We start from the raw sequence: 14,757 nt of genomic DNA, 5'->3' as shown, positions 1-14,757 counted from the left end.
ACCGCGCTAGATGTTGTCCCGCGACCGCATCCTCGATCAGCTGGCGCCCCTCCTGGCCCTCACCGGATAACTCACGCCTCGTACGGGACCACCTCTAGGGGATGGCCACCGGCTCCGCGGAAAGGTCGATGGTGAACGCCACCCGGTCGAGTCCGGGGCCGTCGTAGTCCGGTTTCACGGCTGAGGCCGTGAAACCGAGTCGGATGTGAAATGCCCGCGACGCGCTGTTCTCCGGGCTGGTGACGCAATGAACGTAACGGCGCCCGTGTGACCGAGCGAGCGCGAAGAAGGCCCGGTAAAGGGCACGCCCGACACCCTGTCCGTGCAGCGCCGTGTCGACGCCGACGAAGTGCACGTAGGCGGTTTCGGGCTCTGTCTGCGACAGGAAACCAACCAGGAAGGCGGCAATTTCTCCACTGCCGCGTTCGACCACAAAACTGGTGGTGGTGAAGTGCTGGAAGTACAGCCGGGGCAGAAGCAGCGCACGCTCCGTCGCCCCTGCCTCCCCCTTCAGGCCACCCCACCACGTGTCCAGTACGGCGAGCACGCGGTGATGGTCTTCGACGGCAAGGTGTCGGGCCCTCAGGCCAGCAGGAAGATCGTCGATCATCTGTGCAGTCTGTCAGGAGTGCGAGGCGCATCGCGAACTTGGCCACTGCTGGACGAGCCCACAGCGGACACGCTCAGTTACCTCAGTAACTGGCCGTACTTGGGGACTGTTCGAAACCTGTCCGACACCGACGTCGCGACCCAGGGTTGGGCCGACCTCGGAACCAGGCTCAGCCGATCGCGTCTACGGGACGTGTGTGAGCGTCGGAGACGACGAGTTGGACGCCGGACAGGCGGCGGGCGATCAGCGAGCGCAGGAAGGCGGGCCAGCCCCGACGCCGTCCTCGCCGGTAGCGACGTCGATGGCCCTTCCGCACGGCCGGACAGCTCAGGCCCCCTGGGAGACCGGGGCCGGTGGCTCGGATGGTGGACAGGAAGTCCCGGCTGTCGTGGTGCAGCGGAGCGGTGGTGCCGGGTTCGCGGAGCCTGCGGTGGGTGAGCAGGATGCCACCCGGAAGCTGGGAGTCCAGGGGAGCTGGGGATTGCGCCAGTGTCCCGCTGCGGTCGGCCACGACCAGGGCGAGGCGGGCGTGGCGGCGCAGTCGGCGCACACACGGCAGGTCCGTGCGCAGTCGCTGCCCGCTGTGCAGGCGGATCACCTCGGTGAACAGGTCGATGCCGAGCAGGTCGGAGCAGAGGAAATCCATGGTGTCGCCCAGGAGTCGGTAGTTCACTTCGATGATCCGGGCTCGGTCGCCATCGATGACGAATTCGGTATGGCAGGCACCAAGGCCCACGCCGAGCGCGGTCAGTTGTGCTCGTAGATGCTGTTCGACGGGCTCTGGCAGGCACGGGGCCCAGTCACGCCGCCCTACCGTGGTCGACCACGGGGGCGCGCCGAGCGTGCAGCGCCAGGAGCTGAAGTGGTAGAGCGACTGGCCATCTCCGAGGGTCTCGAAGGTGTGTACCGGTCCGGGCAGGTACTCCTCCGCCACCAGCGTCACGCCGCGGCGGCGAGCGCGGATCCGCGCGACCCGGTCCGCGAGCTCTTCCATGCTCTCGACGCGCCACACGTCCTTGCTCGCCACTCCTTCCTGTGGCTTGACGACGGCGGGGAACGGAAGGTGGGCGGCCACGGCGCTCACGTCGTCGTCCGGCCCGAGCTTCACGCTGATCACTGTGTCCAGGCCGGACTCGGCCAGCCCCCACCGGGTGAGGGCCTTGCTCTTGCAGCACACCGTCGCCCGCCAGTCCTTGCCCGGCAGACCCAGCAGAGCCGCGGCCAGCGCCGTGGGGGGCTGTAGCAGATCGCTGTTGCTCAGCAGCGCCTGCGGTCTCCCATAGCGACGGGCCAGTTGGATCGCCCGGGAGGCCACGGCCTCGCCGTCGCGCACCTCCGCCGCCTCCACGGCCAACGGCCGCACCGCATGCCCGCGGCAGGCGGCACGGTGGGCCTCCGGCTGGTTCGTCAGCACCACCACCCCGCTGCCCAGCCGCTGTGCAGCGGGGACCAGGCCCTCGCTGATCGTAGGCGTGGGATGGAAAGCGGTGACGTACACCGGCACAGGCCCGCCGCCTTACCGTCTTCGCCGGACGTGTCCGCGACGAACGCCAGAGACCGGCCAGAGGTTGATCCACTGCGGATCGGCTTTCCCGGCTTCCTTCTCTGGCGTCCTCGGGTCAAGAATCAAGCTCAGAGCAGGTGAGCAACCCCGGCTTACACCCGTTTGAGTACTCTGACCGCCTGTGCGATCGCGAGGAAATCCAGCCCCGGTGACGGTTGCGCGATGCTCCTCGGACATTTCTCGAATCGGGCGACGGGCGACTCCGTAGCCGGTGCGGTGGTGTGCATATTCGTCTGCTTGAGCGGGGCCCAATCGTTTCTGCGGCGACCTGTAGGTGTGCGCTGGCCTGAGGGCGGGGGGCAGGAGGCGCACGATGGTCGTCGTTGGGTCATCGCGAAGCCTGCCGCGGCTGCTCGCCAGCCCCGCAGGAGAAGCGGAGTACGACCATGGCACTGCCCCTGGGAGATCTGCTGCGGATGGGCGCCGGCATGGCGCACTACTGCTTGGTCCCGTCTGCCGCGGACGCCCTGGAAGGGGCGGGTATCGCGTTGAGGGCGGCTGCCCCTGCCGAGCTCACCACGAGGGAGGGAATGTCGTGTGTCTCGGCGAAGATCGTGGGCGGGTCGTTCAGCCCGGATTTCACCAAGGGTGAGATCTCCTTCGACGGCGGCTTCGAATTCGCCCACGAGGACGGCAGGCGGCTCGTCATGACCGGGCTGAAGGGGGACGTGCCCACGGGGCTGATCTCCGCTGACGTGCACGGCGCCGAGGAGCGCAGGAGCGAGGTGTTGTCCTTCGCCATCGACCCGGCCCGCATGCAGCTCGGACCCGCGGAGTTGAAGGCACACATCGCCTTCACACTCACCGACGGCGGTGCCGCCGCGTTCCGCTCCGTCTTCGGGGTCGTCCCCATCCCGAGTGGCGGGGAGATGTTCGACGGCCATGGCATCGCCGCCATCACGGCCGCGGGCGTGCGCCTTTGATGGCCACCTCCCCAGCGATCCGCCCGCGGCAGCCGTCGGAGGAGGCCGTTCACGACGGGAGCACGACGGAGGCCCGCAGCCAGTTCGACGCCCTCGCGGAAACATACGAACGCAGCGTCCGCGTGCTGCCGTTCCGCGAGCATGTCGAGGCGTACAGCTTCCTGCGGGTCCTCGGGGACGTCCGCGGGCAGAGCGTGCTGGATCTGGGCTGCGGCAGTGGCCTGTACGCCCGTCGGGTGAAGGCGCTCGGGGCAGCGCGGGTGGTGGGGTGGACGCCTCCGCGGCCATGGTGGAGTTCGCCCGGTCACGCGAGGAGCATCCGCCGCCTCGAGGCATCCGGTACGAGGTGTGCGCCGCCGATGCGGTCTGCGCCGACGTGGTGGGCGTGACCGGGACCTGCGACACGGTGACGGCCGTCTACCTCCTGCCCTACGCCTCGACTTGGGATGGACTGGCGGGCATGTGCACGGCGGCACGCCGCGCTCTGCACGAATCCACGGGACGGTTCGTCGCGGTGGTCCTCAACCCTGACTTCGCCACAGACCCGCACTGGTACCGGCCCTACGGGATGTCCCTCACCGTGACGGGCAGCGGCGTGGAAGGGGCAACTGGGCATCTGACGGCCTGGGTCGGTCAGGACGTACTGGAACTGGACTTCTTCACCTGGTCCAGGGCCGCACACGAGCAGGCACTTCGGGAAGCGGGCTTCACGGAGGTGCGGTGGTCGCGCCCGGGCGTCTCCGCCCGGGGCCTGCACCGCTTCGGGGAGGCATTCTGGCGCCCTTACCTCCAGCGACCACACGCCCTGGTCGTGGAAGCCAGGACCAGTCCGCCCGCCGGGCGGGCGGCCACGAACCCGCGTCCCGCCTCGTGAACGGGCCGGAAACCGGGTGGACGTTCAGCGTTCAGCCCAGCACCGCGGCCTGCGCCCGCCTGCTGGAGACCGGCGAGCACGTAGTGCTGGGCATCAGCGCCTGGAACAGCTACTACAAACCCCGCACCGTCGAGGCGCTCGTGAGATGGGCCGGAACTCGTTTCGGACGGGTGGACGTGCTGGTGCCCGGCGACGAGGTTGACCCTCGCGATGACTGCGGCGGGCTGGCCCCCCGAGCGCGCCCGCCGACGTGGCCGACGTGCCGTCAGGGTGCTGCGCAACAGCGCGCTGCGTGCCCTCGACCGCAGCGGCGTCAGCGTGCCGGAACGGCATGTGAGCAGCTGGACCGAGCTGGCGTGTCTGCCGCGCTACCTGCAACTGCGCGAAGCGATGGAGCTGGCCTACCACGAGGACCCCGCCGTGCGGGCCGCCTGTCGGCGCACCGCTGCCCTGGCCGTCCAGCATGCGGTCGGCGGGCAGGCGCCTGGGCCCGGACAGGTCGATCACGCCGTGCCCTACGCCCTTGCCGAGCTCCCCGTCGTGCTGGACGGCCCCGCCCTGTACGGAGTGGAGACCTCGGTGTTCGTCTACCACCGGCCCATGGACCTGCTCGCCCCGGTGATCACGGGCGAGGCGGTGCTGCTGCGGTCCGCGCCCGGCCAGGGCTACTGCGTGGTCACCGCGCAGCCGCCGGAAGTCGCACCCGCTCCGACGGACACGGCACCGGTGCCTGGCACACATCCCCTGGCCGGTACGGGCGTGGTGACGCCATGACGGCAGCCGCGCCCGCCCAGCGCAGCCTTCACACGCTGCCGCTGCGCTATCCGTTCGCCCTAGGCCCGCACGGCACACCGCCACAGGCCCTGGAATGGGCGCGCACGCACCATCCCGTGTGCCCCGTGCTGCTGCCCAGCGGCGGCACCGCGTGGATGGTGACCCGCAAGGACGACATCCGGGCGGTCCTCACCGACCGACGCTTCTCCCGCGCCGTCGGCCACCAGCAAGCCCCCCGGTTGGTCGAGGGCGACCTGAGCTGTCTGCCCGGCGGGATCTTCAACCTCGACGGCCCCGAACACACCCGGATCCGGCGCATCGTCAGCGGCTACTTCAGCCGCGCCCAGGTCGACAGCTGGCGGCCCCTGGTCGAGCGGCACACCATCGCGCTGCTGGACTCCCTGACCGCCACAGCCCGCACGGGCGACCTCGTCGCCGCCTTCACCGCACCGCTGCCAGCGCTGATCAGCTGCGACATCCTCGGTGTTCCGCACGAACTCCGTGCCGCCTACCAGTCATCGTTCAGCACCGCGGCCGACCTCACCGCGGGCACCACCGCGGTGACAGGCGCCACGCGGCGGCTCCTCGAACTCGCCGACCGCGTCATCGCCCACAGCCGCCGCTTCCCCGCCGCCACCGACAGCCCTGTGCGCGCCCTCATCCGCGCCCACGACGACGAAACTCTCTCGACGGATGACCTTCGCTCTACTGTCGTGATCCTTCTCCTCACCGGCGGAGACGCCCTGGTTGCCCCCCCTCGGAGCGGGCATCTACACCCTTTCCGGCATCCTCACCAACTCCAGCAGTGCCGCCACCGGCCCGACCTGTGGCCGCGAGCTGTCGAGGAAGTCCTGCGCTACCACCACAACGGCGTCCTGGGGCCACCACGCCTCGCCACCCAGGACGTCGTCCTCCACGGCGTCACCATCCGCCAGGGCCACGGCGTGTGCACCCCCGCGCTCGGCGCGACCTGGGATCCCGCTCACTACCCCGACCCGGCCGTGTTCGACATCCACCGCACCACCGACGGCTCCGCCACCTTCGGCGCCGGCCCGCACTACTGCCTCGGCGCGGCGCTCGCCCGCCGCATCCTGCACACCGCGTTCACCGCGCTCTTCCACCGTCTGCCCACCGTTGAGCTTGCCGTACCCGCAGCGGAAGTCCGGTGGGACCACGCATCGTCCTTCACCAAACCCACTGCCCTGCCGATCCGCTGGTGATCGGGCCAACCACGGTCAAGCTGGGTATCGCCGCTGCCGCTACGTGCGGTGCCGTCCTTGGCGTCGCCGGTGCCGGTGCACGTCCCGGTCAACGTCTGCGGCAACAGCATCGACATCATCGGCCTGCTCAACCCCGCCTTCGGCAACACCTGCGTCAACGACTGACACACCGTTACGCGGCCCCGACAGGTGTCTCCGACACCATCGACGCACCTGGACTGCAAGAGTCACACCCGCGTGAACGGGTGTCTCATCCGCCGCCCTGCTGCTCCCCGCCAACCGGCACACCCGCAGTCATGCGACAGCGGTCGCGTGCCTCCTGGAGCTACCGGCCGAGCGCACCAGGCCCCGCAGGGTGAAGGCGTGAATCACTTCTGTCAGGCCGACCGCGATGAGCCAGATGCCGGTGAAGACCGCCAGGGTGACGATGGAGCCGATGGGCCAGGCGAGGACGATGACGCCGCCGGCGGTGGCCAGCAGGCCCAGGAACACGCCCCAGCCGCTGTGCATCTCGGCGGCGGTCACCATGGTGGCGATGCCGTACATCAGGAAGCCGATGCCGATCCACAGGCTCAGCAGGAGCACCGAGTTGTGCAGCGAGTTGCGGAAGCACAGCAGGCCCAGGGCCATCGACAGCGCGCCGGTGACGATGAGCAGGACGCGCATCCCGGCGCTGACGAAGGTGCCGAACGCGGCCACGATCTCCACCACGCCGCTGATCAACAGGTAGATGCCGAACAGCACACCCAGCACCAGCAGCGTCCGGTCCGGCCATACCAGCGCGACCACACCGATCGCGATCGCGGCGAAGCCCAACAGCATCAGAGCCTGCCACGCGACCTTGCCCAGCCGCTCCAGAGGGTTACCCGCGTCGCCCCGGTGGGGACGACCCACTTCACCTATGTGTCCCATATGACACATTATGGGGCTAACTATCGAAACCTGCCGAGTCGACCTTGTCGGCGGCCGCATCGCCGATCTCGCCCGTCAGGGCCGACTGGACGAACACCCGGTAGCCGCGCTCCGGGTCGAACCCGTGGATCTCCTTGGTGTCCAGGGCGTCCATGAAGTCGAGGATGTCCGTACTGAACTCCTGGCCGGGTACCAGGATCGGGAAGCCGGGCGGGTACGGGGTGACGAAGATCGCCGACACCACCGGCTGACCGGCGTCGACCCGACGTCGCGCCTCGTCGGACGACACGAACTCGCACAGCTCTTCCCGGTACGCCATGTAGTAGGCCTTGCGCATGTTCCCGTCCGTCGCCGCGCCAGCGGGGTCGGCGCGGAACGCGGTGTGGAACCGAGAGAAGTTCGGCAGCGGCGGATGGTCGTGCGCGAGCGCGTCGACCTGGAGGTCGACGGCGCGCTTCTGCTCGGGCGCCATCTGGTCGCGTGCGGCCTCCAAGTCCTCCGCGATCCCGATCAGCGCCCGTAGCAGATGCGCGACGGCACTACGGGTCGTGCCGATGTTCGTCATCGCCAGCACGGTGTTGCGCGTGGTCTTGTTGACCTGGACGCCCCAACGGTCCATGAGCTGGGTGTGTTTGAAGGTGTCACCGTCGATGCCCGTGGCGGAGATCTCGATGGTGACCCGGCAGGGGTCGAGGACGAACTCGTCGACGCTCCATGCCTCTTCCATCGACACCGGCCCGGCACGCAGCGGGCACGTGCGACCCCAGGACCGGTAGTGGTCCGGGATCAGGTCGCTGCTGCCGAGTACGCGGAAGTACTTCGAAAGGAGCGGGTGTCCGGCGACTCGGTCGCGCAGCGTCATGGCCAGCTCGACCTGCCGCAGCACCAGCTCGAACCCCTCCAGCTCGACCTGCCGCCGACCGACGTCCAGCGACGCGAGGACCTGGTAGTTCGGAGAGGTCGAGGTGTGTGTCATATAGGCCTCGTGAAAGGCATCCTCACTCCGTCGGCCGAAGTCGTCGTCGTAGACGTGGATCATCGATCCCTGGCGCAACGACGTCAGGGTCTTGTGCGTCGACTGCGTGGCGTACGCGCGGATCCGCACCTTGTCAGGGTCCGGAAGGAGCGGCTCGTGCGCGAGCTCGTCGTCCGTCATGCCGCGGATGTGTTCGAGGTGGCGCGCGTACTCGGCTCGGTACTCCGCTGTGCCGACGCGCTCGGCGATGCGGGCCGCTGCCGCCATCGCGGTGCGCCGCCGGTACACCGGGTGGAAGCGGGCGAACGCGAACCATGCCTCGTCCCACAGGAACGCCAGGTCGGGTTTGATCGCGAGGCATTCCGTCATCACCCGCTCGACGTCGTACACGATGCCGTCGAACGTGCAGTTGGTGAGGGACATCAACGTGACCTGGTCGAGCCTGCCTTCACGTCGGTAGGTCAGCAGTGTCCGCTTGATGTCGGAGAGTGGGATCGCGCCGTACATGGAGTACGCGTCGAGCGCGTAGCTGTCGAGGTAGGCGACGTGGGAACCGGCCATCACCTGCGCGTAGTGGTGCGACTTGTGGCAGTTGCGGTCGACCAGGACGACGTCGCCGGGGGCTACGAGGGACTGTGTGACGATCTTGTTCGCGGTGGAGGTCCCGTTGGTCACGAAGTAGGTCCGCCTGGCGCCGAAGGCGCGAGCGGCGAGATCTTGCGCTTCCCTGATCGCGCCGTGCGGCTCAAGCAGCGAGTCGAGGCCGCCGGCGGTCGCCGAGGTTTCGGCGAGGAAGATGTTCAGGCCGTAGAAGTCGCACATGTCGTGGATCCACGGCGAGCGGACCACCGAGTTTCCCCGGGAGACCGGCAGCGCGTGGAACACTCCCGTGGGCTTGCGGGAGTACTCGACGAGCGCCGAGTAGAACGGTGTCCGGAACCGCTGGGCGACCCCGCGCAGGATCGTCAGGTGCAGATCGAGCACGTCCTCCTGTTGCAGGAAGACCGCGTCGAACGCGCGCCCTACCTGCGCTGTGAGCTGTTCGATCGAGGCTTGTTCGACCAGGTAGAGGTTGAGCTCGGGCCGCACCTCGCGGACGCGGCGGGCGAGTTCACGGGCCCGGTCCGCAGCGGTGGAGTGATCCAGGTCCGGAATGCCGACCGCAGGCACCAGCTCCTGGAGCAACGTCAGGTCGACGGCCGACCGGGTGCGGAAGTCCGGCCTGACGACGACCGCCTGGATCCACGGATTGACCATGACCGCGACCATCGCGTCGACGAAGCTGCGCACGGTGACGGCGTCGTAGACGAACGCGTCCTCAGGGCGGCGCAAGGCGCGCAGGCCGCTGAGGAGTTTCGCCTCCTCGGCCGCCGAGAGGTCGGCGACCACCAGCACGTCGAACCCGGGGCGCCGGTCGGGCGCGGCGGGCGGTGCCGCTTCGGCGCCCCTCCCCTCCCCGCCTGTCACCCCGGCCGCCGAGATCGGCAGTTCGCCGATCAGGCCGCGGCCGATCCGCTCCGCCGTCCGGCTCAGTTCGAGGTACGACTCGGATGCCTGTGCGCGCAGCGTCGCCGCTACGTGCCGCCCGGGACGACTGTAGAAGTACGTGAGCACCTCGGCGTTCGCGAGATGCCGGTCGAGGGCGGCCTCCGCCTCCGCCCGCTCGGCCGGGTCGAGGGCGGGCGCCGCCAGCCTGCGCGCGCTGTCCGCGATCGACCACCAGAGATCCGTTTGCAGCTCCGCGACGCTGTTGTAGGCGGAGACACCGTGTCCCGATCCGGCGTGACCGGTGCCCTGTGCGGCGGCGTCGGGGGGTGTCGTTGACGATCCCATGCGCATCGGCTCTCTGACCTCACGGGTTGATACGGCGATGCTAGGGCTGAGGTGAGGGGGACGCATCTCGTGCGGCATCGGGCCCGCCTGCCTGACGGCGCCTCGGCCGGGTGGACCCTGACCGCCGCTGAGCCGTGTGCCCTCCGTAACCGGACCTCGCGGAACGGAGCGGTGGCTGGTGGGCGGCGAAGGCGGTCGGCGGATCCTCGTGGCGGTCGCGTCCGTCCTGGTCCTCAGCGGTGTGCTCGTCGACGGTCTGGTCGCCACGGCGAACCAGGCGTTCTCGCTGCGCGACACGGTTCACCGGCCGCCGTGCGCCGACGCCCATCCGCACGTACGCGGGCTCCAGACCGCGGACGACACGGAACCCCAGGTCGCCTGCGCGGTGGCCGACCTGGAGCGCGCCGGGGGCTTCCGGCGCCGGACCTCTCGTCGTGACGACCACCGGCAGCGGCTGGGTCGGCCCCGGCGCGGTCGACAGCTTCGCGTACCTCACGGGCGGCGACAGCGCGACCGTGGCGCTCCCGTACTCGTACCGACGTCGACGGCTGGAACGCCGTCCTGCGGCCGACCGGCATCACCGAGCAGGGACTCGCCCGCCTCCGGGACATCGTGTCGCTGGACGCGTTAGCCCGGTCCGCTGCCCGCCACGGCCACCGCGCGGATCTCGACCAGCAGCTCGGGCCGGGCGAGCTGGGTCACGCCGACCGCGCTCCACGAGGGATAGGGCGCGGCGATGTACTCGTCCTTCACCCGGGCGAACTCCGCGATGCCGCCCCGCAGATCGGTGTGGAACGTCGTCAACTCGACGATGTCGGCCAGGCTCGCTCCCGCGGCGTCGAGGACGGCCCGCACGCCGTCGAACGCGAGGCGGGCCTGGGCGTCCATGCCCTCGGCGAGCTCCCCGGTGGTGAGGTCGATCCCGACCTGGCCGGACACCCAGATCACGCCGCCGACGCGGGTCGCCTGCGAGAAGTGCAGCGTCTCGTACAACTCCTGCGTGGGAGGCGGGTTGACCGACTGACGCTTCAGGTCACGCGCATTCATCACGGACTCCCTTCAGAGGACGCAGAGGACTCAGAGGACCTGGCGGAAGACGGGCGAGCGGAACGGGTCCCCCGGGTTGAGCTTCGCCATCTCGTCGGCGAAGAGGGTGCCGTTGCGGGCGAAGCGCTTGTGCACGTCCGGGAGCGGGCGGAACGTCGCGTCGTCACCGAAGAAGCGCAAGACGAGGGTGTGGCGCTCGGGGCAGCCCGCGTCGACCCCGGCGCCGCCGTGCAGCGAGCGGGGATGGAGTACGACGACGTCGCCGGGCCTGGTCTCCCAGGACAGGACGTCGTAGGCGTCGGGGTCGGCCGCCAGCTCGCGGTCGATGTCCGGCAGGCGGGGCAGCACGCCACCACCGTGGAGGGGTTCGGTCGGATCGTCGGGGTTGGCGAAGGTGGTCCCGTCGTACTGGACGCCGTGCCGGGAGCCACGGACGATCTCCAGGGCGTTCCGCTTCGGCAGCGCCTGGAAGCTGATCCACGCGTTGCCCCAGTGCTCGCCGCCCCAGGGCAGATACGCGGTGTCCTGGTGCCAGCAGGTACGGGCGCCCAGCCCGCCCGCCTTCAGGAAGATCTCCTCGGCGAAGTACCAGACGTGCCGCGAACCCCACAGCTCGGCGAACAGCTCACCGAACGGCAGCGACGACACCATGGCGTCGAGGCGGTCCTTGGCGAGCGGGTTGGCGTTGTCGACGTGCGACTGCCGCTCGGTGCCGCGGAACATCCCTGACGCGTTCGGCCCCGGGTGCTCCACCGCCCAGTCGAACGCCTCGCGCAACAGGGCGAGTTGAGCGTCGTCGAGACACCTCTCGACGAGGACGGCACCGTCGTTCCAGAACGCTTCTCGCGCCGACTCGTGCACGTGCATGGCGATTCCCTCCGTCGCGCCGGATGGCCTGTCGTACCGGATGGTGCAAGGACGCTAACGGCCCCGCCGCATTTATCGCAACAGTCGTTACGATAAATCCTGTGGCAGGATCACGGGATGCCCACCACTCCGACACGACGAGCGAGTGACGGCGGCGACGGAGCCGAGCCGGTCGCGCGGCGCGGACGGCCGACCGGTGACCGTGCCGCGCGGCGTACGGAGTTGCTGGCGGCCGCGGCGTCGCTGATCGCGCAGGAGGGCTACGCCAGCGTGTCGCTGCGCAAGGTGGCCCAGCGCGCGGGATGTACCACGGGGACGGTGACGTACTACTTCGCGAGCAAGGAGGAGCTGGTCATCGCTCTGGCGGAGAGCCGGTTCGACCAGTACGACGCGATCCTGGAGGGCGGCGGGGCCGGGGCCGACATCAGGACGATGTTCGAGCGATGGCTGGCACCGGCCGCCGGGGATCCCGAGTTCTGGCCCGTGATGTTCCAACTGCTGTCCCACGCACGGTACGAGCCGGGCTTCGCCGCGCTGATCGAGCGGCGCTACACCCGCTTCCGCGAGGTGTGCACCACCATCCTCGAGCGCGGGCAGGCCCAGGGCCGCATCCGCGACGACATTCCCGCCGACCTGCTCGCCGACCAGCTCAGCGCCATGGGCGACGGCTGGATGATGATGTTTCCCATCGAACCCGAACGGTTCACCCCCGACCGCCTCCAGGCCCTCGTCGACGCCGCCATCACCCTGATCACCCCCGCCCCGCACGCGCGGCGGACGGGGCCCCGGCAGTGAGGCGACTTGTCCAGGGGCGCTGAGGCACCGCGTACATCCCGGCCCCTCACCGGTGTCGTAGGTGGCTGATACGATCCCGAATCGTGTTCGAGAAAGAGTCGGCAGGTCAGGCGCCCGCCCACACGGCCAGGGTGCAGCGCCGCGGGGTGCGGCGCAGACAGGCCATTCTCGACGCCGCGGAGGCGCTGCTCGCCGAGCACGGCTATCAGGCCGCCACGCTCAAGGCGATCGGCCAGCGAGCGGGCATCCCGACCGCCTCCGTCTACCACTACTTCTCCGACCGCCATCAGGTCGAAGCCGAGCTGCTGCGCCGCCAGGCGCGCGAGCTGGACGTCCTGATCGGCGCCGCCCTGGACGACCCGGAGCTGCGCACGCTGCGCGCCGCCGTCGACGCCGTCATCGACCCCGCGTTCGCCTACTTCCGCCAGCACCCGAGCTGCGCCGAACTGTGGTTCCCGGGACGCCAGGAGGCGCTCGACGAACTGGTCCGCACCTTCGACCGGGCGCAGGCCGAGAGGCTCTGGCGCGCCCTCACCGAGCGGAACCTCGTCACCGCCGACACCCCCCGCCTCGCCGTGCAGCTCGCCTTCGAGGTCGCCAACCGACTCTTCGGCACGGCGTTCCGACGCAGTCCGGCCGGTGACGGCGCCACGATCGCCGAGACCAAGCGCCTCGTGACCGCCTACCTTCAGACCTACGCCGCGCCAGGGCTGAAGCAGCACGCCTGACGCGGCACGCCTGACGCAGGCGCCCGGCCAGGAAGCCGGTACCGCGCCTCCGCGTACGTGGAATGACCGCCCGCCCACACCCCTCGCCTTGCGGCTACCGCGCGCCCCGCATCCATCACCGAAAGTAACTGACGGTCGACGATGAGGCATTGACACTGCCCAACCCGGGAGTTAAATTCGAACTCGATTCGAGATTGGGTTTTAACTCTAGGAGAAGTCATGCCCCTGGGAGAGACCGCCGCCGGTGTGACGTACTCGGCGCTCACCGGCTGGGTCGACCGGCCCACCGATGTCACGCCGATGCTGGAGGGCGAGGTCACGTGCGACGTCGCCGTCGTCGGGGGCGGGTACGCGGGCATGGCGGCGGCGCTGCGCCTCGCCGATCGGGGCGCCGACGTCGTCCTGCTGGAGTCCGGGCACTGCGGCTGGGGCGGCAGCTCGCGCAACGCCGGGTACCTGTCGAACGCCCTGGCGGGCGACCCCGAACTCCTCAACGCGCTGCACGCACGCCGCCTGCCCGCCCTGATCCGTTACGCGGACAGCGCGGCCCATTTCACCGAGGAGCTGATCCAGCGGCTCCGCATCGACTGTGACTACGAGCCGACGGGCAACGTCATCGCCGCCGTGTCTCCCGGGCAGCTCCGGCGCACCCGACGGAACGCCGAGATCCTGCAACGCGCGGGCGCGGACGCCGAGTTCGTCGAGGGCCGCGACTTCGGGTTGCCACGGTCGTTCCTCGGCGGCGTCTTCGAGCGCGCCGGCGGTCTCCTCAACCCCGGAAAGTTCGCGCTCGGTCTCCGCGACGCGCTGCTGCGGTCGAGCGTGCGGGTGTACGAGCACACGGCCGCGCGCGCGATCGAGCCGCACGCCTCGGGAGTGGTCGTCAGCGTGAGCGGGGGCCGCGTGCGCGCGGAGCGGGTGGTTCTCGCCACCAACGCCTACTCCCGCGATCTCCCGTTCGCCCCGCGGCGGATGGTCACGCCGATCTGGACCAGCCTGGTCGAGACCGAACCGGTCGAGCCCGAACGCCTGGCGGCGACCGGCTGGACGCGACGCATCGGCATCGTCACCCCGCACACGATCCTGGAGAACTACCGGCCCACGCCGCGCGGCACGATCATGTTCGGCACCCGCCAACTCCGCACGGCACGCGGGGCCTTGGGCGCCCGCGAGCCGGACGAAGCGGTCGTGGCGGACCTCCTCCGCGGCTTCCACGAGCGGTTCCCGACGCTCAGCGACATCGCGCCGCGGCGGGCGTGGGGCGGGTGGGTCGCGATGACGCCCTCGCTGTTGCCGGTCGCGGGAGAAGCGACGAAGAACGTCTTCTACGCCATCGGCTGCAACGGCCACGGCCTCGCCCAGTCGCCCTACCTCGGCACGCTGCTCGCCGACCGGCTCGCCGGTGACCAGGCCCACGACGACCTGGCCGCCGTATGGCGCGCGCGGCCGCGCTTCGCCCCCATGCCGGTCTTCAGCGCGCCAGCACTCCGTGCCGCCTGGACCATCGACCGACTCGCGGACCGCTTGCACCGGCGCAGGGCCTGAGGGCCCGACGCGCCCCTTGGCATCGTCACAGTTCAGCCAATGCGGACTGGGGTTTCCCTCCAAGTGGAGGGCGAGGCACGACCGGCAAC

13 protein-coding genes and 3 pseudogenes are annotated in these 14,757 nt (G+C 69.9%); 10 read left to right on the top strand and 6 right to left on the bottom strand.

The annotated features are described in order from the left end of the window. Positions 1–94: 94 nt before the first annotated feature. Both ACIG3E_RS36685 and ACIG3E_RS36680 read right to left on the bottom strand, forming a co-directional pair. Complete coding sequence (locus tag ACIG3E_RS36685) at positions 95–610, bottom strand: GNAT family N-acetyltransferase (protein ID WP_399624625.1); 516 nt, start codon at positions 608–610, stop codon at positions 95–97. Between the two features lie 169 nt (positions 611–779). Next, positions 780–2,114: a siderophore biosynthesis protein gene (locus ACIG3E_RS36680; protein WP_399624623.1), complete on the bottom strand. Its 1,335-nt coding sequence runs from the start codon at positions 2,112–2,114 to the stop codon at positions 780–782. A gap of 446 nt (positions 2,115–2,560) precedes the next feature. Between ACIG3E_RS36680 and ACIG3E_RS36675 the strand changes: the two genes are divergently transcribed. The 6 genes and pseudogenes from ACIG3E_RS36675 to ACIG3E_RS36650 form a co-directional block, all read left to right on the top strand. Continuing rightward, positions 2,561–3,097: a hypothetical protein gene (locus ACIG3E_RS36675; protein WP_399624621.1), complete on the top strand. Its 537-nt coding sequence runs from the start codon at positions 2,561–2,563 to the stop codon at positions 3,095–3,097. 268 nt (positions 3,098–3,365) lie between these two features. Then, the gene (locus ACIG3E_RS36670) at positions 3,366–3,971 is read left to right on the top strand and encodes a hypothetical protein (protein ID WP_399624619.1); all 606 of its coding nucleotides are present in this window, start codon (positions 3,366–3,368) and stop codon (positions 3,969–3,971) included. Then, a pseudogene (locus tag ACIG3E_RS36665) lies at positions 3,968–4,162 on the top strand (tRNA-dependent cyclodipeptide synthase); the annotation flags it as partial. The gene ACIG3E_RS36670 and the pseudogene ACIG3E_RS36665, both read left to right, overlap by 4 nt. 19 nt (positions 4,163–4,181) lie before the next feature. After that, a complete protein-coding gene (locus tag ACIG3E_RS36660) occupies positions 4,182–4,745 on the top strand; it encodes a tRNA-dependent cyclodipeptide synthase (RefSeq protein WP_399624617.1) in 564 nt (187 codons plus the stop codon). Then, positions 4,742–5,965 carry a cytochrome P450 gene (locus ACIG3E_RS36655; protein WP_399624860.1) on the top strand — a complete coding sequence of 408 codons (1,224 nt, stop codon included), beginning with the start codon at positions 4,742–4,744 and terminating at the stop codon, positions 5,963–5,965. Before ACIG3E_RS36660 ends, ACIG3E_RS36655 begins: the two co-directional genes overlap by 4 nt. 69 nt (positions 5,966–6,034) lie before the next feature. Further along, positions 6,035–6,130: pseudogene (locus ACIG3E_RS36650) on the top strand (chaplin); the annotation flags it as partial. Between the two features lie 129 nt (positions 6,131–6,259). Here the strand turns inward: ACIG3E_RS36650 and ACIG3E_RS36645 are convergent. Both ACIG3E_RS36645 and ACIG3E_RS36640 read right to left on the bottom strand, forming a co-directional pair. After that, a complete protein-coding gene (locus tag ACIG3E_RS36645; RefSeq protein ID WP_399624615.1) occupies positions 6,260–6,877 on the bottom strand; it encodes an HdeD family acid-resistance protein in 618 nt (205 codons plus the stop codon). 16 nt (positions 6,878–6,893) lie between these two features. Beyond that, positions 6,894–9,686 carry an aminotransferase class I/II-fold pyridoxal phosphate-dependent enzyme gene (locus tag ACIG3E_RS36640; protein ID WP_399624613.1) on the bottom strand — a complete coding sequence of 931 codons (2,793 nt, stop codon included), beginning with the start codon at positions 9,684–9,686 and terminating at the stop codon, positions 6,894–6,896. 239 nt (positions 9,687–9,925) lie between these two features. Here ACIG3E_RS36640 and ACIG3E_RS36635 point away from each other — a divergent pair. Further along, positions 9,926–10,180 (top strand): annotated as a pseudogene (locus ACIG3E_RS36635) (hypothetical protein); the annotation flags it as partial. 133 nt (positions 10,181–10,313) lie between these two features. Here the strand turns inward: ACIG3E_RS36635 and ACIG3E_RS36630 are convergent. Then, positions 10,314–10,733, bottom strand: coding sequence for a RidA family protein (locus tag ACIG3E_RS36630; protein ID WP_399624611.1), 420 nt, complete (start codon positions 10,731–10,733; stop codon positions 10,314–10,316). A gap of 30 nt (positions 10,734–10,763) precedes the next feature. Continuing rightward, positions 10,764–11,600: a phytanoyl-CoA dioxygenase family protein gene (locus ACIG3E_RS36625; RefSeq protein ID WP_399624608.1), complete on the bottom strand. Its 837-nt coding sequence runs from the start codon at positions 11,598–11,600 to the stop codon at positions 10,764–10,766. A gap of 117 nt (positions 11,601–11,717) precedes the next feature. Between ACIG3E_RS36625 and ACIG3E_RS36620 the strand changes: the two genes are divergently transcribed. The 3 genes from ACIG3E_RS36620 to ACIG3E_RS36610 all read left to right on the top strand — a co-directional run bounded on the left by ACIG3E_RS36620 (position 11,718) and on the right by ACIG3E_RS36610 (position 14,668). After that, positions 11,718–12,395: a TetR/AcrR family transcriptional regulator gene (locus ACIG3E_RS36620; RefSeq protein WP_399624606.1), complete on the top strand. Its 678-nt coding sequence runs from the start codon at positions 11,718–11,720 to the stop codon at positions 12,393–12,395. 83 nt (positions 12,396–12,478) lie between these two features. Further along, positions 12,479–13,123 (top strand): TetR/AcrR family transcriptional regulator, encoded by a 645-nt coding sequence (locus tag ACIG3E_RS36615; protein ID WP_399624604.1) that lies wholly within the window; start codon positions 12,479–12,481, stop codon positions 13,121–13,123. Positions 13,124–13,342: 219 nt separating this feature from the next. Next, positions 13,343–14,668: an NAD(P)/FAD-dependent oxidoreductase gene (locus tag ACIG3E_RS36610; protein WP_399624603.1), complete on the top strand. Its 1,326-nt coding sequence runs from the start codon at positions 13,343–13,345 to the stop codon at positions 14,666–14,668. Positions 14,669–14,757 lie beyond the last annotated feature (89 nt).

The sequence above is a fragment of the Streptomyces sp. NPDC053474 genome (assembly GCF_044544845.1).
Taxonomy (GTDB): Bacteria; Actinomycetota; Actinomycetes; order Streptomycetales; family Streptomycetaceae; genus Streptomyces.
This window is presented reverse-complemented; position numbering and strand designations above follow the sequence as displayed.

Coding starts and splice junctions, on each gene's coding strand:
- ACIG3E_RS36640 (WP_399624613.1), bottom strand. CDS start 9,686: ATGGGATCGTCAACGACACCCCCCGACGCCGCCGCACAGGGCACCGGT.
- ACIG3E_RS36645 (WP_399624615.1), bottom strand. CDS start 6,877: ATGGGACACATAGGTGAAGTGGGTCGTCCCCACCGGGGCGACGCGGGT.
- ACIG3E_RS36685 (WP_399624625.1), bottom strand. CDS start 610: ATGATCGACGATCTTCCTGCTGGCCTGAGGGCCCGACACCTTGCCGTC.
- ACIG3E_RS36610 (WP_399624603.1), top strand. CDS start 13,343: ATGCCCCTGGGAGAGACCGCCGCCGGTGTGACGTACTCGGCGCTCACC.
- ACIG3E_RS36660 (WP_399624617.1), top strand. CDS start 4,182: ATGACTGCGGCGGGCTGGCCCCCCGAGCGCGCCCGCCGACGTGGCCGA.
- ACIG3E_RS36655 (WP_399624860.1), top strand. CDS start 4,742: ATGACGGCAGCCGCGCCCGCCCAGCGCAGCCTTCACACGCTGCCGCTG.
- ACIG3E_RS36630 (WP_399624611.1), bottom strand. CDS start 10,733: ATGAATGCGCGTGACCTGAAGCGTCAGTCGGTCAACCCGCCTCCCACG.
- ACIG3E_RS36675 (WP_399624621.1), top strand. CDS start 2,561: ATGGCACTGCCCCTGGGAGATCTGCTGCGGATGGGCGCCGGCATGGCG.
- ACIG3E_RS36625 (WP_399624608.1), bottom strand. CDS start 11,600: ATGCACGTGCACGAGTCGGCGCGAGAAGCGTTCTGGAACGACGGTGCC.
- ACIG3E_RS36620 (WP_399624606.1), top strand. CDS start 11,718: ATGCCCACCACTCCGACACGACGAGCGAGTGACGGCGGCGACGGAGCC.